The following is a 26,186-nucleotide window of genomic DNA, read 5'->3' as shown; positions in this document are numbered from 1 at the left end:
ACGATGGCGGCGGACTGGCGGGCAGGTTGTGTGGATCAATATAGTGATTCATATACAATATGTTGCGATTCATCTCTCTCCCGGAATCCGTCAATGTTGATCAACCTCGTTGCGATGGCCACTGCCTCCACCACTTTCGCTACCACCGATGCGTGGGTTCGGGTGGAGCGGCCGACCCAGTGCAGCGTGCGGCGCAGTTTCGAGGCGGACGGCCGGGCGCTAACGGTGCGCCTCAGCCGAATGCCGGAAAGCGGCGACGGTGTCGTTGAGCTGTTCGTGCCGGCATCCGAACATCCGCGGCCGAACGGCAAGGCCAGACTTGGGTTTGGCGGTGGCGAGGCAGACGTCGCGGTCCCCTTTCAGGCCAGAGTCGACGCGGACAGCGGCCAGCCGGTCATCGGTCTGCCGCTGACGTCGGCCGAGCTGGGCCGAGCGGTTGCCGCCACCAGTTGGACGGTCTCCGGCGTCACACGCAAGCCGATGGAGCTGTCCAATGACGGCGGTGCCGGGGTAGCGGCGCTGTTCGATGCGTGCGGCGCGGACATGCTGTCGGCGTGGGCGATCGATCCGGCGGCGGTCGCGGCGGTCGCGACCCGCGCTGTTGGCGCGCCGGGCTATTTCATCACCAATGCCGACTATCCGAAAGAGGCTGTGGCGGCGGGCGAGCAGGGCACCGGCATTATGCTATGGCAGATCGGCATCGACGGGCGGGCGCATGACTGCCGGATGATCCAGACCACTGGTTCGCCGTCGCTCGACGCGACATCCTGTGTGACGATGGTCGAGCGTGGTCGATGGGCGACGCCGGCGCTCGATCGCGACGGCAAGCCGGTCCCGTCCTGGGCGCGGCGGGTCATGCGCTGGATGCTGCCCGGGCGTTGACGCCGGTTCGCACGACGGAAATACGGTGCGCCTGCGCTGGCAGGCGCGGCCCGGTCAGTGCGCCGCGCCCCAGCTTGGGCCGGTGCCGATCTCCACGCCCAGCGGCACGCTCAACTTGACCGCCGGTTCGGCGGCGGCGGCCATCACCGCGCGGATCACCGGGCTTGCCGCGTCGACGTCGGTTTCGGGCAGCTCGAACACCAGTTCGTCGTGGACCTGGAGCAGCATCCGCACGTTCGGCAGCCCGGCGGCGGCAAGGGCCGGTTCCATCTGCGCCATCGCCCGCTTGATGATGTCGGCGCTGGTTCCCTGGATCGGCGCGTTGATCGCCGCCCGCTCGGCGCCCTGGCGCTCGTGCTGGACGCGGGCGTTAATCCGCGGAAAATGGGTTTTGCGGCCGAACAGGGTGGTGGTGTAGCCGACTTCGCGGGCGTGGGTCAGGGTTTCGGCGATATAGCGGTTGATGCCGGGGAAACGCTCGAAATAGCGGTCGATCATCGCCTGCGCCTCGTCCGGCGTCACCTCCAGCCGCCCGGCCAGCCCCCAGCGCGAAATGCCGTAGAGGATGGCGAAGTTGATCGTCTTGGCGCGGGCGCGGGTGTCGCGGTTGACCTCTCCGAACAGTTCGAGCGCGGTCAGGTTGTGGATGTCCTCGCCGCGCGCGAATGCCTCTTTCAGCGCCGGTACGTCGGCCATGTGGGCGGCAAGGCGCAGCTCGATCTGGCTGTAGTCGGCGGAGAGGATGACGTTGCCCGGCTCGGCGATGAACGCGTCGCGGATCTGGCGGCCGGTTTCGGTACGGACCGGGATGTTCTGCAGGTTCGGGTCGTTCGACGACAGCCGGCCGGTCTGCGCGCCGGTCAGGCCGTAGCTGGTGTGGACGCGCCCGGTTTCCGGATTGATCTGCTGCTGCAGCGCGTCGGTATAGGTCGACTTCAGCTTGGCCAGCTGGCGCCAGTCGAGCACCTTGCGCGCCACGTCCACCCCGTCGGCGGCCAGCCGTTCAAGCTCGTTGACGTCGGTTGAATAGACGCCGCTCTTGCCCTTGCGCCCGCCCTTCAGTCCCATCTGCTCGAACAATATGTCGCCAAGCTGCTTGGGGCTGCCGATGGTGAACGGGGTGCCGGCAAGCGCGTGGATCTCCGCCTCCAGCCCGGCGATCTGCTGGGCGAAATCGGCGGACAGGCGGGCAAGCTGGGCGCGGTCGACCTTGATGCCGCGCCGCTCCATCCGCGCCAGCACCGGCACCAGCGGCCGGTCGACCCGTTCATAGATACGCGTCACCTGCTCGGCGGACAGGCGCGGGCGGAAGCGGCGGTGGAAGCGCCAGGTGACGTCGGCGTCCTCGGCGGCGTAGTGGGTCGCCCGTTTCAGGTCGACTTGATGGAAGCCGAGCTGGTTGCGCCCGCTGCCGACGACATCCTTGTAGGCGATGCAGCTGTGCGACAGGTGGATGGTCGCCAGTTCGTCCATGCCGTGCCCGTGCAGCCCGGCGTCGAGCGCGAAGCTCATCAGGATCGTGTCGTCGAACGGCGTCACCTCCGCCCCGGCGCGGGCGAGGACGATGATGTCGTATTTGATGTTGTGGCCGATCTTCAGCACCGCCGGGTCGGCGAGCAGCGGCTTCAGCCGGGCGATCGCGGCGGCGCGGTCGATCTGCACCGGCGCGTCGGACAGCAGGTCGCCGCCGACATGGCCGATCGGGATGTAGCAGGCCTTGTTCGGCGCCAGCGCCAGGCTGACCCCGACCAGATTGGCGCGCATCGGGTCGAGCGAATCGGTCTCGGTGTCGACCGCGACGATCCCCTGCGCCGTCGCTTCCGCCACCCAGCGGTCGAGCGCGTCGAGGGTTGTGACGGCTTCATAGGCGTCGTGGTCGCACGGCGCCTCCGGGCCGACGGTCGGCGGGGCGGGGGCGGCGGTGGCCGCCGTCACCGGCGCCTCGGCGACCGCGCCGAGCTTGGCAACCAGCGAGCGGAAGCCGTGATGTTCGAGAAACGCGCGCAGGGGCGGTTCCGGTATGTCGCCCAGCGCCAGCGCGTCGAGCGGGTCGGGCAGCGGTACGTCGTCCTTCAATGTGACGAGGATGCGCGACAGCCGCGCCATGTCGGCATGCTCGATCAAATTCTCGCGTAGCTTGCCGGGCTTCATCGCCGGGGCGGCGGCCAGCACCGCCTCGACATCGCCATGCTCCAGGATCAGCTTGGCCGCCGTCTTCGGGCCGACGCCGGGGACGCCGGGAATATTGTCAACCGAATCCCCCATCAGGCCGAGCACGTCGCCCAGCCGATCCGGTCCGACACCGAATTTCTCGACGACATAGTCGGCGTCGATCCGGCGGTTGTTCATCGTGTCGAGCAGGTCGAGGCCCGGCTCGATCAGCTGCATCAGGTCCTTGTCGGATGAAACGATGGTCACGCTCCACCCCGCACGCAGCGCCGCCTTGGCATAGCTGGCGATGATGTCGTCGGCCTCGAACCCCTCCTCCTCGATGCACGGCAGCGAAAAGGCGCGGGTCGCGTCGCGGATCATCGGGAATTGCGGGACAAGGTCTTCGGGCGGCGGCGGTCGGTGCGCCTTGTACTGGTCGAACAGGTCGTTGCGGAAACTCTTCGCCGAATGATCGAGGATCACGGCCATATGGGTCGGCCCGTCCGCCTTGCGCAGCCCGTCGGCCAGCTTCCACAGCATCGTCGTATAGCCATAGACCGCGCCGACCGGCTGGCCGTGGATGTTGGTCAGCGGCGGCAGCCGGTGATAGGCGCGGAAGATGTAGCTCGACCCGTCGACGAGATAGAGGTGGTTGGATGCCATGGCAGCGGGGATAGCGGATGCCGGCGCCCGGTGCCACCGCGCAAGCGCCGGTTAAGGCGGGCGCTGGCAGGGACCGGGCGATGAGGGACGCAAGGATAGACCGCCGCCGGCTGCTCGCCGGGTTCGCCGCCATGCCGTTGCTGGCGGCGGCGCCGGCGCGCGCGACCTTCACGTCGGCGCGGCTGACCGTCACCGTGCGGGGCGCCGGGCCGGACGTGGTGCTGGTCCACGGGCTCAATTCGTCGCGGGCGGTGTGGAACGGGCTGGTCGCGGCGCTGCCCGGCGTCCGCTGGCATCTGGTCCAGATCGCCGGTTTTGGCGGGCTCGCCGCCGGCGCGAATGCAAATGGCGCGGTGCTCGGTCCGGTGACGGCGGAGATCGCCCGCTACTGCGCCGAGGCCGGGCTGCGCCGCCCGGCGGTGATCGGTCATTCGATGGGCGGGATTATCGCGCTGATGCTCGGCCTGCGCTTTCCGGCGGTGTCGGGGCGGCTGATGGTCGTCGACATTCTGCCGGCGCCGGCGCGCGGCTTCGGGCTGGACCCGTCGATGCGCGAGCTGTTCGACGGGTTGCAGGCGGCATTCGGCGGTCAGCGCGGCATGGCGGCGTTGATGGGCCTGTTCGGCGGCGATACCGCCAGTGACAGCCGGGTCTCGGCAACGGCGCTGCGCGAACTGGCGGAGACCGATCTTGGCCCGGCAATCACTCGGCTCGCCGCGCCGTTGACCGTCGTCTATGCCGAGCCGCCGCCCGACATCGCCGATCCGCGCCGGGTGGTGTCCGGCTACCGCGCCGCCTACCCGCGCGCTACCCTGGTCGGCGTCGCCGGTGCTGGCCATATGATCATGCTTGATGAACCGGTCCGGTTCGCAAATATTACAAAAACATTCCTGTCCGGTTGATATCGATTACGGCACCAATATGGTGTCGACGGCTTCCGGCAACGTGTCGGGATAGTCGAGAATATAGTGCAGTCCGCGGCTTTCCTTGCGGCTCAGCGCCGATCGGACGATCAGGTCGGCGGTCTGCAGCAGGTTGCGCAACTCGATCAGGTCCGGCGTCACCCGGAAATGGCCGTAATAATCGTCGATCTCTTCGGAGAGCAGCTTGATCCGGTGGGCGGCGCGCTCCAGCCGCTTCGTGGTGCGGACGATGCCGACATAGTTCCACATGAACCGGCGGATTTCCGTCCAGTTCTGCTTGATGACGACTTCCTCGTCGGAATCGGTGACCCGGCTTTCGTCCCACGGGCGGATCGGCGGTGGCGGCGGCAGTTCATCCCAATGGGCGCCGATGTCGCGCGCCGCCGCTTCGCCGAACACCAGACATTCGAGCAGCGAGTTGGACGCCAGCCGGTTGGCGCCGTGCAGGCCGGACTGGCTGACCTCTCCGGCAGCGTAGAGGCCGGGCAGGTCGGTGCGCCCGTCCAGGTCGGTGACGACGCCGCCGCAGGTGTAATGCTGGGCCGGGACGACCGGGATCGGCTGCCTGGTCATGTCGATGCCAAGGCCAAGAAGCTTGTCGTAGATGTTCGGGAAATGCTCCCGCACGAATTCGGGCGGGCGGTGGCTGATGTCCAGGTCGACATGGTCGAGGCCGAGGCGCTTGATCTCATGATCGATCGCACGGGCGACAATATCGCGCGGCGCCAGTTCGGCGCGCGGGTCGAATTCCGGCATGAAGCGGTGGCCGCTGCCGGGTAGCAGTAGATGGCCGCCCTCGCCGCGCACGGCCTCGGTGATCAGGAAGTTCTTGACCTCGACATTGTAGAGGCAGGTCGGGTGGAACTGCATGAATTCCATGTTCGACACCCGGGCGCCGGCGCGCCATGCCATCGCGATGCCGTCGCCGGTCGCACCGCGCGGCGCGGTGGAGAACAGATAGGCGCGGCCCGCCCCGCCGGTCGCGAGCACGGTGGCGCGCCCGGTGAACAGCTCGACATGGCCGGTCGCGCGGTTGACCGCATAGACGCCCCAAACCCGCCCGGCGCCGGAATAGCGCATCTCGTGGCGGCCGGTCGCCAGGTCGATGGCGACACGGTCGGGAATCAGGGTAATGTTCGGGTGTTTGGCGGCGGCACTTTCCAGCGCGCGCTGGACGGCGGCGCCGGTCGCGTCATCGACATGGACGATGCGGCGGTGGCTGTGCCCGCCCTCCCGCGTCAGGTGGAATTCGCCCGATTCGGCGTTGAACGGCACGCCCAGTTCGGCCAGCCGCGCAATCGCGTGCGGTGCATTCTCGACGACGAATTCCACCGCCTTGCGGTCGTTCAGCCCGGCACCGGCGATCATCGTATCTTCGATATGGCTTTCGAAGGTGTCGCCGGCCTCCAGTACCGCGGCAATGCCGCCCTGTGCCCAGGCGGTCGATCCTTCGGACAGTCCGCCTTTGGCGATGACGGCGACGCGAAACCGTTCCGCCAGGCTGATCGCGGTCGTCAGCCCGGCTGCGCCGGACCCGATGACGACGACATCGAAATTATGGGTATCGGCCAACGCCCCACTCCTTTCATAGGGTTTCAGGCGGCGTCGGCCGTCCGGGTCAGGTTCAGGAACACATCCTCCAGGTCGCCGTCGCGGGTCGACAGGTCGACGATGCCGTATCCTGCCCCGGTCACGGCGGCGAGCACGTCGGCGGCACTGGCCTTGTTCTTGATATAGGTCACGCGCAGTACCCGCTCGCCGGTGACGCTGGCCCGGTCGAACAGCGGCGAGGCCGGCGGCGCCGCGATCGGGCGGTCCAGCGTCAGCTCGATCACCTTCTCGCGCGCCATGTCGACCAGCGTGCGCGTCGCTTCATTGGCAATCACCCGCCCGTGGTTGATGATCGCGATGCGGTCGCACAGTTCCTCCGCCTCCTCCAGATAATGGGTGGTGAGGACGATGGTGACGCCTTCGGCATTCAACTGGCGGACATAGGCCCAGAGCTGCTGGCGCAGCTCGATGTCGACGCCCGCCGTCGGCTCGTCGAGGACCAGGATCGGCGGCGCGTGGACCATCGCCTTGGCGACGAGCAGCCGCCGCTTCATCCCGCCGGACAGGGTGCGCGCATAGGCGTCGGCCTTGTCGGCAAGATGGACGGCGCGCAGCAACTCCATCGACCGGCGCTTCGTCTTCGGCACGCCGTAGAGGCCGGCGAACAGCTCCAGCGTCTCGAACGGGGTGAAGAACGGGTCGAACACGATCTCCTGCGGGACGATGCCGATAGACGCCTTGGCGTTGCGCGGATGCGCGTCGATGTCGAATCCCCAAATGGAGACGCTGCCCGCCGTCTTGGTGACCAGCCCGGCGAGGATGTTTATGAGCGTCGACTTGCCGGCGCCGTTCGGGCCGAGCAGACCGAATATCTGCCCGCGCGGCACATCGAGGTCGACCGCCTTCAGCGCCTGCTTGCCGTCGGCGTAGGTCTTTGAAAGCGATTGGATGCGGATCGCGGCATCGGTCATCCCGCGCAGATAGCGCGCCCGGCGGGGAGCGCCAACAGCGAAGGCGGCGGATGATTGCGCGACCGGTCCCGCCTTGCTAATCGCGCCCCATGATTCCGCCGCCCGAAACCTTTCGCGTCGAACATCCGCGTGTCGCCTGCGACGGCGCGGGCGACATCGCCCCCGCGCTCGGCCATCCGCGCGTCTGGCTGCAGATCGACGAGCGCGGCTATGCCGACTGCGGCTATTGTGACCGCCGCTATGTGCTGATCGGCGGCGCGGCCGATGAACAGGGTGTCCAGACCGCCTGAACCTCCTATATCGGCAGGATGACGACCGCCGCCGATCCGCGCGCCTGGCTTTACCGCGATGCGCTAGACCCCGACACCGCCCTGCGCCTGACCGCCGATGCCCTCGGCGGCTGCGACGATGGCGAGCTGTACCTGCAATATCGCGCCAGCGAGAGCTTCGGCTTCGACGATGGCCGGCTGAAGACCGCCGATTATTCGACCGATGCCGGTTTCGGCCTGCGCGGGGTTTCCGGCGAAACCACCGCCTTCGCCCACGCCAACGAACTGAGCGCCGCCGCCATCCGCCGCGCGGCGGAGACAATGCGGCTGCTCGACCCGGCAAAGGGTGCCCCGGCGCCGCCGCCGGCGCGGACCAACCGCCACCTCTACACCGCCGAAGACCCGCTGGCGCTGGTGCCGTTCGCCAAAAAGGTGGCGCTGTGCGAGGCGGTCGACGCTGCCGCCCGTGCCCGCGATCCGCGCGTGTCGCAGGTGTCCGTCGGCCTGTCGGCCAGCTGGAGCGTAATCGAGATCGTCCGCGCCGACGGTCATGTCGCACAGGACATCCGGCCGCTTGTCCGCCTCAACGTCTCGATCGTCGCCGAACAGAATGGCCGGCGCGAAACCGGCTTTTTCGGCATCGGCGGCCGCTACCTCTACGACCGGCTGTTCGCCGAGGCGACGTGGAACCGGGCGATCGACTCGGCGCTGGAACAGGCGCTGATCAACCTCGATTCGGTTGCCGCCCCGGCCGGCGAGCAGACGGTGTTGCTCGGTCCCGGCTGGCCCGGCGTGCTGCTGCACGAGGCGATCGGCCACGGGCTGGAAGGCGACTTCAATCGCAAGGGCACCAGCGCCTTTTCCGGCCGGATCGGCGAACGCATCGCCGCGCCCGGCGTCACCGTGGTCGACGACGGGTCGATCCCCGACCGGCGCGGCTCGCTGACCATCGACGACGAAGGCACGCCGACGCGCGAGAATGTGCTGATCGAGGACGGCATATTGAAAGGCTATATCCACGACCGGCTGAACGCCCGGCTGATGGGGGTGGAGCCGACCGGCAACGGCCGCCGCGAATCCTATGCCCACGCGCCGATGCCGCGGATGACCAATACCTTCATGCGCGGCGGCACGGACGACCCGGCCGAACTGCTCGCCGGGATGAGGAACGGCATCTACGCCAAGAGCTTCGGCGGCGGGCAGGTCGACATCGTGTCCGGCAAGTTCGTCTTTTCCTGCACCGAGGCCTACAAGGTCGAGAACGGCCGGCTCGGCGCGCCGATCAAGGGCGCGACGCTGATCGGCGACGGCCCGTCGGTGCTGACCCGGGTGATCGGCATCGGCAACGACATGGCGCTGGACGAAGGCGTCGGCGTCTGCGGCAAAGCCGGCCAGTCGGTCCCCGCCGGCGTTGGCCAGCCGACCCTGCTGATCGGCGGATTGACGGTCGGCGGCACCGGCTGAACCGGGCCGTGGTCTTACCCTATCGTCATTGCGAGCGCAGCGAAGCAATCCACGGCTGCTGCGGCCGATCGATCCTCAGCCGGCCCGGCGCAGGATCCAGCTGACGCTAGTGCCGCCGGCCGGCGATTCGCCGGACATCACCAGCTGCACGGTCTCTACCGGCCGGCCGCGCGGATCGACCCACAGGCTTTCCTCGCTCGCCAGTTGCGCGCCTTTGGCCCGGAACTGCCACAACGCCCCGTCGGGGATGCGCAGCAGCGCGCCCAGGCCGTCGGCGGTCGGCGTCACCTCTATTCCCGGCGCCAGGTGGAAGCGGACGGCGAAGCGCGCCGCGCGGGATGAACGCCGCCGCCCGCCGGGCAGCAATATGTCCTCGCCGCGCACCTCGCGGCCATCGGCGGACAGCATGATCAGCCGGCGGTGGAGCAGGCCGAATTTGCGCAGATAGCCGTCGTGGCTTGCCTCCAGACGGCTGCCCGCTTCGGTTTCCTGCCGGTCGATCTCGACCTCGGCGACGCCGCGACCAAGACTGCCGTCGGTATGGACGGCAGTGGAATTGGTGTCGCCCAGGACCAGCGTCGAATGCGCCGCGCTGGTCCGCAGGCCGTCGGCGAGCGCCGGTGGAATGGTCAGGCCGGGGTGGCGCGCGCCGCCGCAGTTGACGATCACCCGGTGCGGCCCGTCCGATAGTTCGAACGCCAGGGTGGAGGCGCAGCCGCCCTCGGCCAGCCGGCTGACCGGCGGCGGCGCCGCGTCGACGCTGATTACAGTCGCCCCGCCGGCCAGCCGCTGATAGCCCCAGTCGCGCGCCTGGCGCAGCGGTCGGGCGCGGACCCCGCTCGCCTCGATGATCGCCGCGACGCGCTGCGCGTCGACCGGCAGGCCGCCCTGCCAACTGGCGAGGCCGCCGTCGCCGTGGGTGACGCCGAGCAGCGCCGGCACCGCCCGCGACAGCACGGTGTGGATCGCCAGCGGCGCCTGCTCGCGCCGCGCCTCGTAGACCGCGCGCAGCAGCGCGAGCAGCGCGATGCCGTCGAGCAGCGCCGACGGCGACCGGTCGATGGTGCCGCCGTCGTCGTAGAAGGCGGCGCCGAGTGCGCGGGTCAGCCCTTCCTCGCCGAACTGGCGGCGCAGCGATCCGCCGGGGATCAGCAGGCCGGCGGCGACGACGCCGGCCCAGGCGGCGACTCGGGCCAGGCCGGGCGGCGCCCGGTCGGCCCCGCGTTCGACATGGCGGGCGAAACGGGCGAGCGCGTTCAGCACGGTCGATCGGTAGACGATGTCGTTCGACGACAGGATCAGCGGCGCGTGGGCCGCCCAGAACAGGATGCGCCGGCCGACGATGTCGTATCGCCAGGCGATGCCGCCGACATTGTCGGCGTGGGCTGCCAGCCATTTGCGCATGATCGCCTCGGCGATCGGCGCGCCCTGCTGGCGCGTCGCGACGGTCGACAGGTCGCGCAGCCAGGCGAAGCTGTGCAGGTGGGTGACAAGGCCGGGGGCGGCGGCCAGCGTCGCGAAATTCAGCGCCGGCACCGGAATCGCCTCGCCGCCGAACAGGATGCGCCGGTCGAGCAGCGCCTGCCCGGCGCGCTGGTCGCCGATGATCGGGTCGCTCGGCACCGCCAGCAGTTTCAGCGGGAATCGGCCGCGCAGGCGGAAACTGTGCAGCGGCGTACGCCAGGTCAGGCGGTTGAAACTGTTGGCGATGCGCTCGGCCAGCGACAGGCCCTTCTCGCCGTCGAGCCGGATGAGCCGCTTGCCCTCTTCGATCCCGTCGGCGGCCGGGTCGATCGGGACCGCCTTGCTCACACCGCTCTCAACGCCTGGATGTTGGCGGCATAGGCGTCCGGCCCGCCCCGGAAGGTGGCGGTGCCGGCGACCAGAACGTCGGCGCCGGCGGCGATCACCCGCGGCGCGGTGGTGCGGTCGATGCCGCCGTCCACCTCCAGCCTGATGTCCTTGCCCAGCCGGTCGATCTGCTTGCGCAACGCCTCGATCTTGCGCAGCTGGCTCTCGATGAAGCTCTGCCCGCCGAAACCGGGGTTGACGCTCATCACCAGCACCAGGTCGATCTCCTCCAGCAGATAGTCGAGCATCTTAGCCGGTGTCGCCGGATTGAGCGAGATGCCCGCCTGCTTGCCGAGCGCCTTGATCCGCTGGACGGTGCGGTGGGTGTGCGGCCCGGCCTCGGCATGGACGGTGATGATGTCGGCGCCGGCCTCGGCGAAGGCGTCGAGGAACGGGTCGACCGGGGCGATCATCAGATGGACGTCGAACGGCTTGGCGCTGTGCGGGCGCAGCGCCTTCACCACCGCCGGACCAATCGTCAGGTTGGGCACGAAATGCCCGTCCATCACGTCGACATGGATCCAGTCGGCCCCCGCGGCGTCGACGGCACGCACCTCCTCGCCCAGTCGCGCGAAATCGGCGGAGAGGATGGATGGCGCGATGCGAACTGCTGACGTCATGAGTGCCATGCCTTACGCGGGCCGGCGCGGCCCTGCAAGCAAGGTGGACGCTGAATTCAGTCCTGACGAATCATCCGCGCGACGAAGAAGCCGTCAAGCCCGCCGGCATCGGCCAGCATCCCCGGCAGGGTGCGAACGAAACCGTCCGCCGGAATGATGCCGGCTGGCAGTTCCGTCGCCGCAACCGGCGCCGGTCGATAGTCGCCGCGCGCAGCAAGAAAGGCGGAAATTTGCGCCTCGCCTTCCGCCGGTTCCAGCGAACAGGTCGCGTAGACCAGCGTGCCGCCGGGCCGGACCCAGTCGGCGGCGCGGGCCAGCATCGCCGCCTGCACCTCGGCTAGCGCGGCGATGTCCTTCGCCCGCACCCGGTGGAGCACGTCCGGGTGGCGGCGGAAAATGCCGGTTGCGCTGCACGGCGCGTCGAGCAGCACCGCGTCGGCCGGGGCGGCGGGCGCCCATTGCATCACGTCGGCGGCGACCAGCTCGGCGGAAAGCTGCGTGCGCTCAAGATTGTCGCGCAGCCGCTCCAGCCGCGCCGGCACCTGCTCCAGTGCCGTCACCTGCCAGCCGGTGGCGCAGAGCTGCATCGTCTTGCCGCCCGGCGCCGCGCACAGGTCGATCACCTGCCGCCCATCGCCGGGGCCGAGCAGCCGCGCCGGAAGGGACGCCGCCAGATCCTGCACCCACCAGCCGCCCTCGGCGAAGCCGGGCAGAGCGGTGACGTCGGCGGCGGCGACGCGGACATGGCCGGGGGCGAGCACGGCGCCCTCCGGCGCTATCGCGCCGGGCTTGACGGTCAGGTCGAGCGGCGGCGGCGCCGCGATCGCCGCGCCTGCCCCGTCGACCATCGCCCGGCCCCACGCCTCGGCCCAGCGCAGCGCGACGTTGCGCGGCAGCGACGGCGGCGCCGGCAGCACCGCGCCCCGGCGCATCAGCGTGCCGAACACGCCGTGGACCAGCTTGCGCGGGCCGCCGTCGACCAGCGGCAATACGGTGGCGATCGCGGCATGGCCCGGCGTGTGCAGCGCCAGCGCCTGAACCAGCGCGATGCGCAGGGCAAAGCGCGCCTTGGCGTCGTCGGGCAGGCGCTTGCGGGTGGCGCTGTCGATCAGCGCGTCGAGGTCAGGCAGGCGGCGCAGCGCCTCCGCCGCAATCGCGTGGGCCAGCGCCCGGTCATCGGCGCGGGCAATGCCCTTGGTCGCGGCCGGCAGCGCATGGTCGAGCGCGCGGCCCTGACGCAGCACGGCGTCGAGCAGGCGCAACGCGGCGCGCCGGGCGGGAACGCCGGCGCCGTCTGGGACAGGCTGGGTCAATCGCGGCGCAGCGGGTCAAGTGCGCTGCCCCGCCGGCGGGCGGGCAGCGGGCCAAGCGCGGAGGCGCGGGGCGCGGCGGCGGCACGCGGCAAAGGCTGGCCGAATTCGCCGGCCATCTCCTCAAGCGCGGCGATGCGATTGCCGGTGTCCGGGTGGGTGGAGAACCAGCTGTCGCCGCCCCCGCCGCGCAGCGCCGGGACGATATAGAGCGAGGCCGCCGCCGGATTGCGCTGTGCCACCGCATTGGGGATGCGGGCGGCGCCACCGGCGATCTTGGCGAGGGCGGAGGCGAGTGCGCGGGGGTTGCCGGAAATCTCCGCCCCGCCACGGTCGGCGCCGTATTCGCGCTGGCGGCTGATCGCCATCTGGACGATCATCGCCGCGAAGGGGGCGACGAACACCGCCAGCAGCGTCGCCAGCATATTGGCGCGATTGCCGTCGTTACCGCGCATGAACAGCCCGAAATTGGCAAGCATCGAGATCGCACCGGCAATCGTCGCGACCATGGTCATGATCAGCGTGTCGCGGTTGCGGACATGCGCCAGCTCATGGGCCATCACCCCGGCAACCTCGTCGCGTGATAGCATGCCCAGCAGGCCGGTGGTCGCCGCCACCGCCGCGTTTTCCGGGTTGCGGCCGGTGGCGAACGCGTTGGGGTGGGGATCGTCGATCACATAGACCTTCGGCATCGGCAGGCCGCCGCGTGCCGCCAGATCGCGGACGATCGCGTAATAATCCGGCGCGCTCGTCGCATCGACCTCACGCGCGTTGTGCATCCTGAGGACGATCTTGTCGGCGTTCCAGAATGTGAAAAGGTTCATGCCGGCGGCAATCAGCAGCGCGATCATCGCGCCGCCGCCGCCGCCCAGCGTATAGCCGAGCGCCATGAACAGCGCGGTCAGCGCGGCCAGCAGCATCGTCGTCTTGAACCCGTTCATCTTGCGTCCCGGTCTCCCGCCTTGCGTCCGTCTCTTCTGCCGCCCAATGTAGGGGCGCCACACCCACCCGCAACCGGGAAAGATCAGTCGAATGAGCCGCCGTCCAGCGCATGTGAAGCCACCCGCCTATCTGTCGAAAAGCCCGCCGATCCCGCAGCCGGCGCCGGCCAGGGCGACCACCGACCCGCTGGAACGCGACCCGACCCGTTACGGCGACTGGGAACTGAAGGGCATCGCCGTGGATTTCTGATGCTCTGACAGGGGGGTTATGACCGGACGGACGATCGCCTTGATAGCAGCCGGCTTGACGGCGATCGTGGCAGGCGCGGTGCTGGCCGCCGCGCTGGCGCCGATCGGCTGGCTGCGGCCGACCGTGGAGCAGCGTCTGGCCGCTGCGATCGGCGCGCCGGTTCACATCGGAAGCCTGCGCCGCCTCGACCATTTTTCGTTGTCGCCGCGAATCGCGCTGCGCGGGCTGGTGATCGCCCAGCCGGACTGGGCGGGCAAAGGCGATCTGGCGCGAATTGATTCGCTGGTCGTTCGCCTGCCGTTGTGGCCGCTGCTATCCGGCCGGGTCGCCCCGCGCGAGATCGCGGTCGACGGTGCCGCGCTGGCGCTGGTCCGCGATGCATCGGGGCGGGAAAACTGGCGGCGGGAGAAAAAGCCGGATCGCGCCGCGCCGCCGATCGCGTTGAGCGCGATCACCATCCGCAACGCCCGCATTTCCTATGCTGATGCGAAGCGCGACCGCCGGTTTGACGCCACGGCCACTTTCGATCCCGCCGGCTTCCGCCTCGCGGGTACCGGCACGGTGCTTGGCCAGCCGGTGACTCTGTCGGCGACCGGGGCGGCGATCGCAGCGGGGGCGAAGCCCGGCCGCTGGCCGTTCGTCGCGGTGATCGACGGCAAGGCGCTGGCGATGCGGGCGGAAGGGGCGATGGATCGCCCGTTCGCCGTCGACCATTTCACCGCCCGCGTCACCGCGCGCGGCGACGACCTGAAACTGCTCGACGCGATCATCGAGGCCGGCCTGCCCGGCACCCAGCCGGTCACGCTGGTCGCCGATGTCCGCCACGACGCGCCCGACTGGACCGTCCGCAAGCTGAGCGGGACGATGGGGCGGTCCGCCTTCACCGGTGCCGTCACCGTTGCCAAGCGCGACGGGCGCAGCATCATCACCGGCGCGCTCGATGCCGCGCGCCTGGACTTCGACGATTTATCGAACGCGCAGGGTCGCGCGATCGCCCGCGCTAAATTGCGCACGAGCGGCCCGCGCCTGATCCCCGACACCGCGATCGACCTGAAACGGATGCATAAGACCGATGGTGAAATCCGCTTCACCGCGCGCCGGCTGTTGTGGCGGACGCCGACGCCGTTCACCGCGATGCGCGGCACCCTCCGCCTCGACCACGGCCTGCTGACCGTCGATCCGCTCGAACTGGCGTTGCCGCGCGGCACCTTGCGCGGCCGGGCGACCGTCGATCAGCGTAACGGCGCCGCCGTGCCGCTGCTCACCCTCGACCTGACCCTCAGTGGCGCGGCGCTGGCCAGCTTTTCCGGCGACAGCGACCTGTCCGGTCGGTTCGACGCACGAGCGAAGCTGGCCGGGCGCGGCGTGACAGTGCGCGAGGCGCTCGGCCGCGCGACCGGGACGGTCGGCCTCGCCGCGCGTGACGGGGTGCTGCCGGCCCGGCTGGCGGCGTTCATCGGCTTCGATGTCGGCCATGGCCTGCTCGCCAAAAAAGACAAAACCGCCGGTCTGCGCTGCCTGGCGATGCGGCTGGCGGTGCGCGACGGCGTCGGCCGCATCGATCCGCTGATCGTCGACACCACCCGGTCGCAGGCGCGGGCGACCGGCACGATCAACCTGGCCAGCGAGCGGCTGAACGCCCGGTTGACCGGTGCGCCCAAGGGCAAGACATTGCTGCGCTACGACGCGCCGTTGCCGGTCGGCGGCACGATCAAGGCGCCCGAACTTACCCTGCCGTCCAAGGCGGAACGCCCGCGTCAGTTGCTCAAGATGCTGGGCCGGGCGATCTCCGGCAAAAACCATGCGCCGCGTGCCGAAGACGCGGACTGCAATGCTCTGATCGCGCGCGCCCTGGCCGGGTAGCGCCGATCAGTCCTCGCTGCGCAGGGGCCGGGTCATAAGTGATTCGACCACCACCTCGATCGTCGCCGATCCGTCGAGCAGCGCGCAGACCGCGTCGACCACCGGCATGTCGACGCCGACGGCGCGGGCGGCGGCGCGCAGCACCGGCGCGGTGAATGCCCCTTCCGCGACGGTGTGGCGATCGGCCATCAGTTCGGCGGCGCTTTTCCCTTCGCCCAGCCCCTTGCCGAGCGAGAAATTCCGCGAACTGGTCGACGAACAGGTCAGCACCAGGTCGCCAAGGCCGGCCAGCCCGCCCAGCGTTTCCGCCCGTGCTCCGCGTGCCAGCCCGAATCGGGTCATTTCGGCGAAGCCACGGCTGATCAGCGCGGCGCGCGCGTTCTGGCCAAGGCCGCGTCCCTCGACGACGCCGCAGGCGATTGCCAGCACATTCTTGACCGCGCCGCCGATCTCGGCGCCGACGACGTCGGTCGACAGATAGGGGCGGAAGGCGGGGCGGGCGAAGCGCGCGGCCAGTGCGCCGCCCAGCGCCGCATCGGCGCAGGCCAGCGTCACCGCCGCCGGCAGCCCGGCCGCCACCTCATGGGCGAAGGTCGGGCCGGACAGTACCGCGATCGGCGCCGCCGGATACTCCTCTTCCGCCACTTCCGACAGCAGCTTCATCGTGCCGGCCTCAAGCCCCTTCGAACACAGCACCAGCGGCGTCGTGCCGACCGGAATGCGCGACAGCATCGCGCGCAGGTGCTGGGCGGGTGAGACGATCAGCAGCGCCTCGTGCCCGGCCATCGCGTCGAGCGCGCCGGTCGCGGTGATCGTCGGCGCCAGCGGCAGGCCGGGCAGGAACAGCGTGTTGACATGGTCGCGGTTGACCGTCTCGACTACCTCCGCTTCGCGTGCCCACAGGGTGACGGCGCTGCCGTCTCCCGCAATCGCCTGCGCCAGGGCGGTACCCCACGCGCCCGCTCCCACCACGCCGATCGTCATGCTTTCACTCCCGCGCCTCGCGCCGCTTCCGCGTCCGGGTCGAGCGGCCAGCGTGCCCGCGCCGCCACGTCGAGCGGATCGGTCAGCCCCGCCATGAATCGTTCCGCCCCGGCCCAGCCGATCATCGCCGCATTGTCGGTGCACAGCCACAGCGGCGGCGCGACAAACGGCAGGTCGCGGGCATGGGCAAGCGTTTGCAGCGCGCCGCGAATTGCGCCGTTCGCCGCGACGCCGCCGGCGACCACCAGCGCGGTCGCGCCCGGCGCGCCGGCAATCGCCCGTTTCGTCCGGTCGATCAGGCAATCGATCACCGCCGCCTGGAACGACGCGGCGATGTCTTGCGCCGAATAGGTGCCGGCATCGCGGGCGCGCAGCACCGCGCTCTTCAGCCCGGCGAACGAGAAATGTGGTTCCGCCCGGCCGACCAGCGGGCGGGGCAGCGGCACCGCCTTCGGGTCGCCCAGCGCCGCCGCCTTCTCGACGGCCGGGCCGCCGGGAAAGCCGAGGCCGAGCAGCTTGGCGGTCTTGTCGAACGCCTCGCCCGCCGCGTCGTCGATCGTCGTCGCCAGCCGGCGGTAGCGGCCGACCCCGCCGACCAGCAGCAACTGGCAATGGCCGCCGGAAACCAGCAGCAACAGATAGGGATAGGCAAGCGCCGGATCGGCGAGCCGGGGCGACAGCGCATGGCCTTCCAGATGGTTGACCGCGACCAGCGGCTTGCCCGCCGCCAGCGCCAGCGCCTTGGCGGTAACCAGCCCGACCATCACCCCGCCGATCAGCCCCGGCCCGGCGGTCGCGGCGATCGCGTCGACATCGCCAAGGCCGATGCCGGCGTCGGCCAGCGCCGCCTCGACCAGCGGCGTCACCGCCTCGACATGGGCGCGGGCGGCGATTTCCGGCACTACCCCGCCATAGGGTCGGTGTTCCGCCTCCTGCCCCGCCAGCCGGTGGGCGAGCACCCGCCGGTCGGTCGCGATCAGCGCCGCCGCCGTCTCGTCGCAGCTCGATTCGATTCCCAGGATCACCGCCATCATTTCGCAGATAGGCGCGTTATCGCCATTTCACAAAGCGCGCGCGCGCCGGTATGGGCTGGCCGCGATGCAGACCCCTCTTCGCCTAGGAACCCGCGGCTCCCCCCTCGCCCTTGCCCAGGCGGGCATGGTGGCGCGCGTGCTCGAACAGACGCATGGCCTTGCGCCCGATGCGATCACCATCGTTCCGATCAGGACCGGTGGCGACAAGGTGCAGGACCGGCCGCTCGCCGAACTGGGCGGCAAGGGAGTGTGGACCAAGGAACTGGATCGTGCGCTCCTCGCCGGCGACATCGATTTCGCCGTCCATTCGATGAAGGATGTCGAAAGCGTCCGGCCGGCCAGCATCGTCATCGCGGCGATCCTGCCGCGCGCCGACGTGCGCGACCGGCTGATCGGCGCGGCGGCGATCGACGATCTGCCGCGTGGCGCGCGGGTGGGAACAAGCTCGCCGCGCCGGGCCGCGCAACTACGCCGGCTGCGCCCGGATCTGGAGATCGTGCCGTTCCGCGGCAATGTCGACACCCGCCTCGCCCGGCTGGAACGGGGGGAGGCGGACGCGACGCTGCTCGCCGCCGCCGGGCTTGACCGGCTCGGGCGCGACAGCGTCGGCAGCGCGGTTCCGATCGGCACGATGCTGCCGGCGGCAGCGCAGGCAGCGATCGGCATAGAAGCGCGCGCGCGCGACGCCGATCTGCTCGCCTGGCTCGCCGCCGTTGGCGACAGGGAGACGGAACGCTGTATTCAGGCCGAACGGACGCTGCTCGCCAAGCTTGGCGGCGATTGTCGCTCGCCGGTTGCGGCACTCGCGACGCAGGGCAAGACCGGCATCCACCTGCGCGCCGAAATCTTCAGTCCGGATGGGGCGTTGCACGCGCAGGGTGAGGCGCTGCTCAACGAGCCGAACGAGGCGGCGCGCCTGGCCCAGCGCCTGTTCGAAGCGGCGCCGGCGGCGTTGCGCGCCCAGTTTTCGGGATGACCCGGCCGCTGCTGATCCTGCGGCCGGAACCGGGCGCCGCCGCCTCGGCCCGCGCCGCCGCCGCGCGCGGTCTTGCTGTCACCGTCCGCCCGCTGTTCGAAATCGTGCCGCTCGCCTGGCAGCCGCCGCCCGCCGCCGGGTTCGACGCGCTGATGCTGACCAGCGCCAATGCGGTGCGTGCCGCCGGACCGGCGCTGGCCGGCTATACGGCGCTGCCGGTCTACGCGGTCGGCCCGGCAACCGCGGCGGCCGCCCGCGCCGCCGGCTTCACCGCGATCACCGCCGGCGACGACGATCTTGTCGCACTGTTCGCGCTGGTCCGGGCCGGCGGTGCGTGCCGCCTTCTGCACCTGTGCGGCGTCGACCGGCGGCGGGCCGATCCGGGCGCGCTGTCGGTCACCGCCGTGCCGGTTTATGACGCGCGGGCGGTCGATCCGCCGCCCGGCCTTGCAGATGCGGCGGACCATGTCGTGCTGCTGCATTCGCCGCGCGCCGCCCGGCATTTCGCCGCGCTGGTGCCGGACCGCGCCGCGACGCGGATCGCGGCGATCAGTGCGGCGGCGCTGGCCGCGGCCGGGCCGGGCTGGGCGGCGACGGCGGTCGCGGCGCGGCCCGACGATGCTTCTCTGCTGGCGGTTGCCGTCGGCCTGACGGCGTGACACTAGTTGCGCGGGCGCGCCGGGGCGTGCGATGACGGGGCGAAACGATGACCGGCCTTGATGAACCGATGGCGACCCCAGCAACGTCGCACCGCACCCGCGTGCTGGTGATATCGGTGCTGTTGGCGTTTGTCGTCGGGGTGACGCTGACCGCTTATGTGCTGACCCGGCCGGGCCGGCTCGTCACCGCGCCCGCCCCGGTCAAAACGCCGGCGGTAAAGCTGGCGGCCCCGGTTGCCGCGCCGACGCCCGCCCCGCCGGCAATGCCGCCGCGCCCGGTTGCCGACCCGGCCGCGCTGGCCGCGCTCGATGTCCGCATTGCCGATCTGGAAGGGCGGATCGACCGGGTCAGCGAGCGCGCCCGCGCCGCATCCGGCAACGCTGCCCGTGCCGAAGGGCTGCTCGTCGCTTTCGCTGCCCGTCGCGCGCTCGATCGCGGCATGGGCCTCGGTTATATCGAGGCGCAGCTGCGCGATCGGTTCGGCGCCAGCCAGCCGGCCGCGGTGGCAACGGTGATCGCCGCGTCGCGCGACCCGGTGACGCTGGAAGAACTGCGCCTCGGCCTCGACGATCTGGCGCCGGCGCTGGTGTCGGGCAGTGACGGTGGCTGGTGGCAGGCGGTGCAGCGCGAACTCGGCAGTCTCGCCGTCGTCCGCAAGGCCGGCACACCCTCGCCGGAACCGACCGAGCGCGCCCGCCGGGCGCGGCGGATGCTGGAAGGCGGCCGTGTCGACGCCGCTCTGGCCGAAGTGGCGCGCATGCCCGGCCGCGACAAGGCCGGCAACTGGATCGCGCTTGCCCGCCGCTACATCGCCGCGCGCCAGGCGCTCGACATGATCGAAACCAGCGCGATTCTCCAGCCCGAACCCACTGCCGCCCCACCGGCACAATAAGGGCATCGGTCCCCGAGGGGATCGGGGCGAACGAATCGCCACTGGCGCCTTGCGAGGGCGAATTCACAGATTGCTCAGTCTTCTAAGCGTCACGAGCGGGAGGCGTTTCCGCCTTCGGCCGTGTCGGCCAGGTGCCGATAACTCGGATTTTCTGAAAACTGGAGCGGGCGAAGGGATTCGAACCCTCGACCCCGACCTTGGCAAGGTCGTGCTCTACCCCTGAGCTACGCCCGCTCGGCGTTTGGCCCCCGGCGCATTGGCCATTGGGGCGGGTGAGGCGCGGCAGATAGCGCGGGGCCGGGAACCGCGCAAGCCCCTTGTCGCCGTTTGTGGTCAACACTCTGGGGGGTTGGCAGCGCGGGGCTTCCCCCCACATAAGGGCGGCAATTCAACCGGGAGGATGGTGTGGCCACGCTGGGGATGACCGCCGCGGAGCGCGCGGAAATAGAAAGTTTCAAGCGCGACGTGATCGAGCCGTCGATGAACGCGCTCGTCATCCTCGATTTCTGGGCCGAATGGTGCGGGCCGTGCAAGGCGCTGGCGCCGGTGCTGGACAAGGTCGCCGCTGCCTATGCCGACAAGGGCGTGCTGCTGCGCAAGGTCGATGTCGACGCCAGCCGGACGATCGCGGCGCAATTCCGCGTCCAGTCGATCCCGACGGTCTATGCTGTCTTTCAGGGCCAGCTGGTCGCCGATCTGACCCAGGCGCGGACCGAATCGCAATTAACCCAGATGCTCGACCAGATCCTGCGTCAGTTGCCGCCGATCACCCCGCCGGGGGAGGAACAGGCGCCCGACATTGCGCCGCTGATCGCGATGGCGGAGGAGGTGCTCGCCGGGGGTGATGCGGAACGTGCCGCGGGCATCTTCGCCCAGGTCGCCGAAATGGCGCCGGAAGACCCGGCCGTGGTTTCCGGCCTCGCCCGCTCGCTGGTCGGGACCGGGCGGCTGGACGACGCGCAGGCGGCACTCGACGCGCTGCCGGAGGATAAGGCGAAGGACCCGGCGGTCGCCCGCGCGCGCAGCGCCGTTGCATTGGCGCGGGAAGCGCCGCCGGCGGACGATCTCGACGACCTGCGCCGCCGCGCCGCCGCGGCGCCCGGCGATCTGGCGTTGCAATACGAACTGGCCGGCGCGCTGATGGGGGCCAGCGATCATGACGGTGCCGCCGATGCGCTGCTGGCGATCATCGCCGCCGATCGCGACTGGAACGAAGGCGCCGCCCGCCAGCGGCTGCTGCAGCTGATGGAAGTCGTCGGGCTGGAGGACCCGTGGGTGTCCGCCACCCGCCGCCGCCTGTCGGCGATTCTGTTCACCTGATGGGCGCCCGCCCGTCGCGTTTGTCGATCTTTCCGCTCGGCGGGGCGCTGCTGTTCCCGCGCATGCAGCTGCCGCTGCACATCTTCGAGCCGCGCTACCGCGCGCTCGTCAGCGATTCGATGGCGCGCGACCGGCGGATCGGGATGATCCAGCCCAAGGGGCCGGGCGAGCCACCGGACCTGTTCGCGATCGGCTGTGTCGGCCGCATCGCCCATGTCGAGGCGCTTGACGACGGGCGCTACAATATCGTGCTGGAAGGGCTCGCCCGCTTCCGCATGGTGGCGGAAATCGCCGCAACCACCCCGTTCCGCCAGGTCGAAGCTGAGATAGAGGACGCGCCGGAGGAACCGCCGCTCGCCCCCGTCCGCCGCGCCGCGCTGGAAAGCGAATCGCGCCGCTTCGCCGACGCGCAGGGCTATGCGGTGGACTGGGGCGCCGTTGCCCGGCTCGATGATGAGGCACTGGTCAACGGCATTGCCCAGATCGCCCCGTTCGACGTCGCCGCCAAGCAGGCGCTGCTCGAGGCGGACGGGCTGGATGACCGCTGCGACCTGATTATTCAGCTTATGCAATTTTTCGGCCGCCATCAGGGCGATGCCGGCGAACCGGTGACCCTGCAATGACCCTGACCCCCGATCTTCTCGAAATGCTGGTCTGCCCGCTGACCCGCACGCCGCTCCGTTACGATCCGGTCGCGCAGGAACTGGTCTCTGACGCCGCCGGCATCGCCTATCCGGTGCGGGACGGCGTGCCGGTCATGCTGGTCGAGGAAGCGCGGGTGCTGGATGGCGGGGACGCCTCGGATTCCCCCTCCAACTGACATCCGCTTAGCTCCAACCTCAAACCCGTCCATCCCGAGCGCAGTCGAGGGACGCACGGTGACCGGGTGCGCTCGGGATGGACGGGACGGGTGAAGGTGAAGGGGGTGGCAGTGGGGGAAGCGGACAGGGCCTACCCCAATTCGCCCCGCAGCAGCCGGGGCAGTTCGCCGCTTTCGCCGCGCGCCTCGGTCATGAACATCCGCTTGAGCGGCGGGGTGCGCTGGACGATGCCGAGGCCGAAGCGCCGCGCCGCCGATGCGGTCCGCCCCGGCACGCCGAACAGCCGGGTCAGCCCGTCGGTCGCCGCCGCGACCAACAGCGTGTCCATGCTGCGCCAGCGTTCGTAGCGGGCAAGCAGTTGCGCGTCGCCCAGGTCCAGTCCCAACCGGCTGCCGTCGACCAGCACCTCGGCCAGCGCCGCCACGTCGCGGAACCCTAGATTCAGACCCTGCCCGGCGATCGGGTGGATGCCGTGGGCGGCATCGCCGGCCAGCGCCAGCCGCTCGCCGGTGATCCGCGCGCTGTGGTGGAAACCAAGAGGAAACGCGCTGCGCGGCGCCGCCAGCTTCAGCGAGCCGAGCATGTCGCCCATCCGCTTGCTCGCTTCGGCGAGGAAGGCGCGGTCGCTGAGCTTCAGCATCCCCGGCCCGTCGGCGCTGCGCACCGACCAGACGATGGCGGAACGATGGCCGCCCGGCATCGGCAGCAGCGCGAACGGCCCGGACGGGTAGAATATTTCATAGGCGATGTTGCCATGGTCGCGCTCATGCTCCAGCGCGCCGACGATCGCGGTGTGGTCATAGGACCAGCGGGCGACGTTGATGCCGGCGGCGGCACGGGTCGGCGAATTGCGCCCCTCCGCCGCGATTAGCAACGGCGCCCGCGCTACCCGGCCGTCATCCAGCGTTGCCGTCACGCCGTGGGCGCCGCGCTCCGTCGTCACCGCCCGCGCTGGCATGCACAGGGTGATGTTGGCCGCCTCCGCCGCCGCGGCGTGCAGCGCCTGGCGCAATTGCCGGTTCTCGAACATCAGGCCCAGCGGCCCGTCGTCCGGCGCGGATTCGAAGGCAAGCAACCCCGGGGACAGGCCGTCGCTGACGTGGATGGTGCGGATTTCGCAGCCTTTGCCGGCCAGCCGCGCGCCGATGCCGATCGCCTGCAGCATCTTCCAGCTCGCACTGGCGACGGCGGAGGCGCGGCCGTCGAAACCGGGGGCGAGCACCGCATCCGGCCGGGCCGGGTCGACGACGGTGCTGGTCAGGCCGTGCGCGTCCAGCGCCAGCGCCAGCGTCAGCCCGACAAGGCCGCCGCCAAGGATGATCACGTCGCTGTCCATGCCCGCTCTCTAGCCCGGCGACTGTCGACGCGGAAGCCCGCTTGACGCGGAGTCGGCGCCACAGGCATTGTGGGCAGCGGAACATTCCGCGCACGAACGAGGGTTTTACATGGGGAGCCGTGCGATGGCATCGCAGGATCCGGGCTGGCGGGCGGCAATCCGGCGCGGCGTGGCGCGCAGCGGGGCGCTGTTCGGCGGCATTGCGGTGCTGCTCGCCGCGCTGCTCGCCGCGCTGGCGCTGGTAAGCTACCACCCGAGCGATCCGTCGATGAACACCGCCGCCGGCGGCCCGGCGCAGAACTGGGTCGGCGCGCCGGGGGCGTGGTTGGCTGATCTGATGCTGTGGACGCTGGGGCCGGCGACGGCGCTGCTGTTGCCGCTGCTCGCCTTCATCGGCCTGCGTCTGTGGCACGATCGCGACCCCGGCCGGTGGAAACGCACGATCCCGCAGGCGCTGATCGGCATCGCGCTGATCGGCATCGCGCTGGCGATGGTCAACGCCGGGTCGATCGCCGGCTTGCCCGGCGGGCTGGGCGGGGCGGTCGGCATTATCGGCCAGGCGGCGATCGACCGGCTGATCGCCCTGCTGCCGCCGGTGGCGGTGGTGTGGACCCATTATGGCGTCGCCGCGCTGCTCGCGATCGGCGGCATCGTCCTGTGGGCGAAGAGCCTGGAACTGGACGAGGTCGAACGCGGTTGGCTGTTCCGCCGCCGCGAGGCCGCTGACGATGGCGACGATGACGACGCCGTTGTCGAGGACGCCGTTGCCGTCGTGCGTCCGCAACGCAGCGCCGCTGCGGAACCGCGGCCGGTCGCGGAACCGGACCGCCGCCCGCCGCCGGTGATTTCCGTGCCGGGCGAAAAGCCGGTGGCCAGCGGCCGCAAGCAGCCTGCTCCGGTCCAGACCTCGTTCGACCTGAAGGACCGCTATGCCCTGCCGAAGCTGGCGCTGCTGTCCCCGGCGCCGCCGGCATCCGGCAACCCCATCGACAAGGCCGGGCTGGAACGCAACGCCCGCCTGCTCGAATCGGTGCTGGAAGATTTCCATGTGAAGGGCCAGATCGTCGAGGTTCGCCCCGGCCCGGTGGTCACCATGTACGAACTGGAACCGGCGGCCGGGATCAAGGCGAGCCGGGTGATTCAGCTGGCCGACGACATCGCCCGCAACATGTCGGCGCTGTCCGCGCGTGTCGCCACCATCCCCGGCCGCAGCGTGATCGGCATCGAACTGCCGAACCAGAAGCGCGAATCGGTCGTCCTCCACGAACTGATCTCCAGCCCGGTGTTCGAGGATCAGTCGGGTGCGCTGCCGCTGGTGCTGGGCAAGAACATCGCCGGCGATCCGGTCATCGCCGATCTGGCGCCGATGCCGCACCTGCTCGTCGCCGGCACCACCGGTTCCGGCAAGTCGGTCGGCCTGAACGCGATGATCCTGTCGCTGCTCTACCGGCTCAGCCCCGACCAGTGCCGGATGATCATGATCGACCCGAAGATGCTGGAACTGAGCATCTACGACGACATCCCGCACCTGCTCGCCCCCGTGGTCACCGATCCGCCCAAGGCGGTGCGCGCGCTGAAATGGGCGGTGGAGCAGATGGAGGAACGCTACCGGATGATGGCGTCGGTCAGCGTGCGCAGCCTCGCCTCGTTCAACGACAAGGTCCGCGCCGCCAAGGCGAAGGGCCAGCCGCTCGGCCGCCGCGTCCAGACCGGCTACGACGCGGAAACCGGCCAGCCGATCTACGAGGAGGAACAGCTTTCCTTCGATCCGCTGCCGCAGATCGTCGTCATCGTCGACGAACTGGCCGACCTGATGATGACCGCCGGCAAGGAAGTGGAATTTCTGATCCAGCGGCTGGCGCAGAAGGCGCGGGCCGCCGGCATCCACCTGATCATGGCGACGCAGCGGCCGTCGGTCGACGTCATTACCGGCGTCATCAAGGCCAACCTGCCGACGCGGATCAGTTTTCAGGTCACCTCCAAGATCGATTCGCGCACCATCCTGGGCGAACAGGGCGCCGAACAGCTGCTTGGCAAGGGTGACATGCTCTACATGCCGGGCGGCAAACAGATCGTCCGCGTCCACGGCCCGTTCGTGTCGGACGAGGAGGTGCGCGCCGTCGCCGACCATTGGCGCACCCAGGGCCGCCCCGACTATATCCAGGCCGTGACGGAGGAGCCGGAGGATGGCGGCTTCGAGCTGGAAGGCGCGCCGCACGGCGACGACAGCCCGGAGGAGCAGCTCTACCGCCGCGCGGTCCAGATCGTCGCGACCAGCCAGAAGGCATCGACCAGCTATGTCCAGCGTCAGTTGCGCGTCGGCTACAACAGCGCGGCGCGGCTGATCGAGCGGATGGAGCAGGAAGGCAAGGTCGGCCCGCCGGATCATGTCGGGCGGCGCGATGTGCTGATCGACCGCGACGGCCAGCCGGTCTGATCGTCCGCCGATCCGGG

At 70.2% G+C, this 26,186-nt stretch carries 23 protein-coding genes and 1 tRNA gene; 13 read left to right on the top strand and 11 right to left on the bottom strand.

Annotation, left to right across the window (positions count from 1 at the left end):
• Positions 1 to 93: 93 nt before the first annotated feature.
• Positions 94 to 882: an energy transducer TonB gene (locus tag ACMT1E_RS12955; RefSeq protein WP_414900746.1), complete on the top strand. Its 789-nt coding sequence runs from the start codon at positions 94 to 96 to the stop codon at positions 880 to 882.
• A gap of 54 nt (positions 883 to 936) precedes the next feature.
• Here the strand turns inward: ACMT1E_RS12955 and polA are convergent, their stop codons facing one another.
• The gene (polA, locus tag ACMT1E_RS12950) at positions 937 to 3,696 is read right to left on the bottom strand and encodes a DNA polymerase I (protein ID WP_414900744.1); all 2,760 of its coding nucleotides are present in this window, start codon (positions 3,694 to 3,696) and stop codon (positions 937 to 939) included.
• Between the two features lie 80 nt (positions 3,697 to 3,776).
• Between polA and ACMT1E_RS12945 the strand changes: the two genes are divergently transcribed.
• A complete protein-coding gene (locus ACMT1E_RS12945; protein ID WP_414900742.1) occupies positions 3,777 to 4,598 on the top strand; it encodes an alpha/beta fold hydrolase in 822 nt (273 codons plus the stop codon).
• 6 nt (positions 4,599 to 4,604) lie between these two features.
• On the opposite strand, the gene nadB is transcribed toward ACMT1E_RS12945, so the two are convergent.
• Together nadB and ACMT1E_RS12935 are read right to left on the bottom strand one after the other, a co-directional pair.
• Positions 4,605 to 6,191: an L-aspartate oxidase gene (gene nadB / locus ACMT1E_RS12940; RefSeq protein WP_414900741.1), complete on the bottom strand. Its 1,587-nt coding sequence runs from the start codon at positions 6,189 to 6,191 to the stop codon at positions 4,605 to 4,607.
• A gap of 23 nt (positions 6,192 to 6,214) precedes the next feature.
• Positions 6,215 to 7,141 carry an ABC transporter ATP-binding protein gene (locus tag ACMT1E_RS12935; protein ID WP_414900739.1) on the bottom strand — a complete coding sequence of 309 codons (927 nt, stop codon included), beginning with the start codon at positions 7,139 to 7,141 and terminating at the stop codon, positions 6,215 to 6,217.
• 89 nt (positions 7,142 to 7,230) lie between these two features.
• Here ACMT1E_RS12935 and ACMT1E_RS12930 point away from each other — a divergent pair, with 89 nt between their 5' ends.
• Together ACMT1E_RS12930 and tldD are read left to right on the top strand one after the other, a co-directional pair.
• Entirely contained in the window at positions 7,231 to 7,431 is a 201-nt protein-coding gene (locus ACMT1E_RS12930) for a zinc-finger domain-containing protein (protein ID WP_414900738.1), read from the top strand.
• 18 nt (positions 7,432 to 7,449) lie between these two features.
• Positions 7,450 to 8,874, top strand: a complete 1,425-nt coding sequence (tldD, locus tag ACMT1E_RS12925; protein ID WP_414900736.1) for a metalloprotease TldD — start codon at positions 7,450 to 7,452, stop codon at positions 8,872 to 8,874.
• Positions 8,875 to 8,949: 75 nt separating this feature from the next.
• Here tldD and ACMT1E_RS12920 read toward each other — a convergent pair whose 3' ends face one another.
• Genes ACMT1E_RS12920 through htpX form a run of 4 tightly spaced genes read right to left on the bottom strand, consistent with a single transcriptional unit; the run spans position 8,950 to position 13,596 of the window.
• Positions 8,950 to 10,686, bottom strand: a complete 1,737-nt coding sequence (locus ACMT1E_RS12920) for a heparinase II/III family protein (RefSeq protein WP_414900734.1) — start codon at positions 10,684 to 10,686, stop codon at positions 8,950 to 8,952.
• A complete protein-coding gene (gene rpe / locus ACMT1E_RS12915; protein ID WP_414900733.1) occupies positions 10,683 to 11,345 on the bottom strand; it encodes a ribulose-phosphate 3-epimerase in 663 nt (220 codons plus the stop codon). Before rpe ends, ACMT1E_RS12920 begins: the two co-directional genes overlap by 4 nt.
• Before the next feature lie 56 nt (positions 11,346 to 11,401).
• A complete protein-coding gene (locus ACMT1E_RS12910; RefSeq protein WP_414900732.1) occupies positions 11,402 to 12,658 on the bottom strand; it encodes an RsmB/NOP family class I SAM-dependent RNA methyltransferase in 1,257 nt (418 codons plus the stop codon).
• Entirely contained in the window at positions 12,655 to 13,596 is a 942-nt protein-coding gene (gene htpX / locus ACMT1E_RS12905; protein WP_414900730.1) for a zinc metalloprotease HtpX, read from the bottom strand. The genes ACMT1E_RS12910 and htpX overlap by 4 nt, the downstream gene beginning before the upstream one ends.
• A gap of 91 nt (positions 13,597 to 13,687) precedes the next feature.
• On the opposite strand from htpX, the gene ACMT1E_RS12900 reads away from it, so the two are divergent.
• Both ACMT1E_RS12900 and ACMT1E_RS12895 read left to right on the top strand, forming a co-directional pair.
• Entirely contained in the window at positions 13,688 to 13,846 is a 159-nt protein-coding gene (locus tag ACMT1E_RS12900; protein WP_414900728.1) for a DUF1674 domain-containing protein, read from the top strand.
• 54 nt (positions 13,847 to 13,900) lie between these two features.
• Complete coding sequence (locus tag ACMT1E_RS12895; RefSeq protein WP_414900727.1) at positions 13,901 to 15,709, top strand: AsmA family protein; 1,809 nt, start codon at positions 13,901 to 13,903, stop codon at positions 15,707 to 15,709.
• 6 nt (positions 15,710 to 15,715) lie between these two features.
• On the opposite strand, the gene ACMT1E_RS12890 is transcribed toward ACMT1E_RS12895, so the two are convergent.
• Together ACMT1E_RS12890 and tsaD are read right to left on the bottom strand one after the other, a co-directional pair.
• Positions 15,716 to 16,693, bottom strand: a complete 978-nt coding sequence (locus tag ACMT1E_RS12890) for an NAD(P)H-dependent glycerol-3-phosphate dehydrogenase (RefSeq protein WP_414900726.1) — start codon at positions 16,691 to 16,693, stop codon at positions 15,716 to 15,718.
• Positions 16,690 to 17,724, bottom strand: coding sequence for a tRNA (adenosine(37)-N6)-threonylcarbamoyltransferase complex transferase subunit TsaD (tsaD, locus tag ACMT1E_RS12885; protein ID WP_414900725.1), 1,035 nt, complete (start codon positions 17,722 to 17,724; stop codon positions 16,690 to 16,692). Before tsaD ends, ACMT1E_RS12890 begins: the two co-directional genes overlap by 4 nt.
• Before the next feature lie 67 nt (positions 17,725 to 17,791).
• On the opposite strand from tsaD, the gene hemC reads away from it, so the two are divergent.
• The 3 genes from hemC to ACMT1E_RS12870 are packed head-to-tail and all read left to right on the top strand — an operon-like array spanning position 17,792 to position 20,255.
• Complete coding sequence (gene hemC / locus ACMT1E_RS12880; RefSeq protein WP_414900724.1) at positions 17,792 to 18,703, top strand: hydroxymethylbilane synthase; 912 nt, start codon at positions 17,792 to 17,794, stop codon at positions 18,701 to 18,703.
• Positions 18,700 to 19,362 carry a uroporphyrinogen-III synthase gene (locus ACMT1E_RS12875; RefSeq protein ID WP_414900723.1) on the top strand — a complete coding sequence of 221 codons (663 nt, stop codon included), beginning with the start codon at positions 18,700 to 18,702 and terminating at the stop codon, positions 19,360 to 19,362. The genes hemC and ACMT1E_RS12875 overlap by 4 nt, the downstream gene beginning before the upstream one ends.
• Positions 19,363 to 19,409: 47 nt before the next feature.
• Positions 19,410 to 20,255 carry a hypothetical protein gene (locus ACMT1E_RS12870; protein WP_414900722.1) on the top strand — a complete coding sequence of 282 codons (846 nt, stop codon included), beginning with the start codon at positions 19,410 to 19,412 and terminating at the stop codon, positions 20,253 to 20,255.
• 159 nt (positions 20,256 to 20,414) lie between these two features.
• On the opposite strand, the gene ACMT1E_RS12865 is transcribed toward ACMT1E_RS12870, so the two are convergent.
• Positions 20,415 to 20,489, bottom strand: a tRNA-Gly gene (locus tag ACMT1E_RS12865).
• Between the two features lie 186 nt (positions 20,490 to 20,675).
• On the opposite strand from ACMT1E_RS12865, the gene ACMT1E_RS12860 reads away from it, so the two are divergent.
• From ACMT1E_RS12860 to ACMT1E_RS12850, 3 genes are read left to right on the top strand one after another with little or no spacing between them, the layout of a single operon-like run.
• Positions 20,676 to 21,575, top strand: a complete 900-nt coding sequence (locus tag ACMT1E_RS12860; protein ID WP_414903427.1) for a tetratricopeptide repeat protein — start codon at positions 20,676 to 20,678, stop codon at positions 21,573 to 21,575.
• Positions 21,575 to 22,198, top strand: coding sequence for an LON peptidase substrate-binding domain-containing protein (locus ACMT1E_RS12855; RefSeq protein WP_414903425.1), 624 nt, complete (start codon positions 21,575 to 21,577; stop codon positions 22,196 to 22,198). Before ACMT1E_RS12860 ends, ACMT1E_RS12855 begins: the two co-directional genes overlap by 1 nt.
• The gene (locus ACMT1E_RS12850; RefSeq protein WP_414900721.1) at positions 22,195 to 22,395 is read left to right on the top strand and encodes a Trm112 family protein; all 201 of its coding nucleotides are present in this window, start codon (positions 22,195 to 22,197) and stop codon (positions 22,393 to 22,395) included. Before ACMT1E_RS12855 ends, ACMT1E_RS12850 begins: the two co-directional genes overlap by 4 nt.
• 131 nt (positions 22,396 to 22,526) lie before the next feature.
• On the opposite strand, the gene ACMT1E_RS12845 is transcribed toward ACMT1E_RS12850, so the two are convergent.
• Positions 22,527 to 23,732: an FAD-dependent monooxygenase gene (locus ACMT1E_RS12845; RefSeq protein WP_414900720.1), complete on the bottom strand. Its 1,206-nt coding sequence runs from the start codon at positions 23,730 to 23,732 to the stop codon at positions 22,527 to 22,529.
• Positions 23,733 to 23,841: 109 nt separating this feature from the next.
• Here ACMT1E_RS12845 and ACMT1E_RS12840 point away from each other — a divergent pair, with 109 nt between their 5' ends.
• Positions 23,842 to 26,169, top strand: coding sequence for a DNA translocase FtsK 4TM domain-containing protein (locus ACMT1E_RS12840; protein WP_414900719.1), 2,328 nt, complete (start codon positions 23,842 to 23,844; stop codon positions 26,167 to 26,169).
• Positions 26,170 to 26,186: the final 17 nt, after the last annotated feature.

Source organism: Sphingomonas flavalba (assembly GCF_047553045.1).
Lineage (GTDB): Bacteria > Pseudomonadota > Alphaproteobacteria > Sphingomonadales > Sphingomonadaceae > Sphingomonas_L > Sphingomonas_L flavalba_A.
Note: the sequence above shows the minus strand (reverse complement) of the source record. Positions and strands in the feature narration are given on the sequence as shown.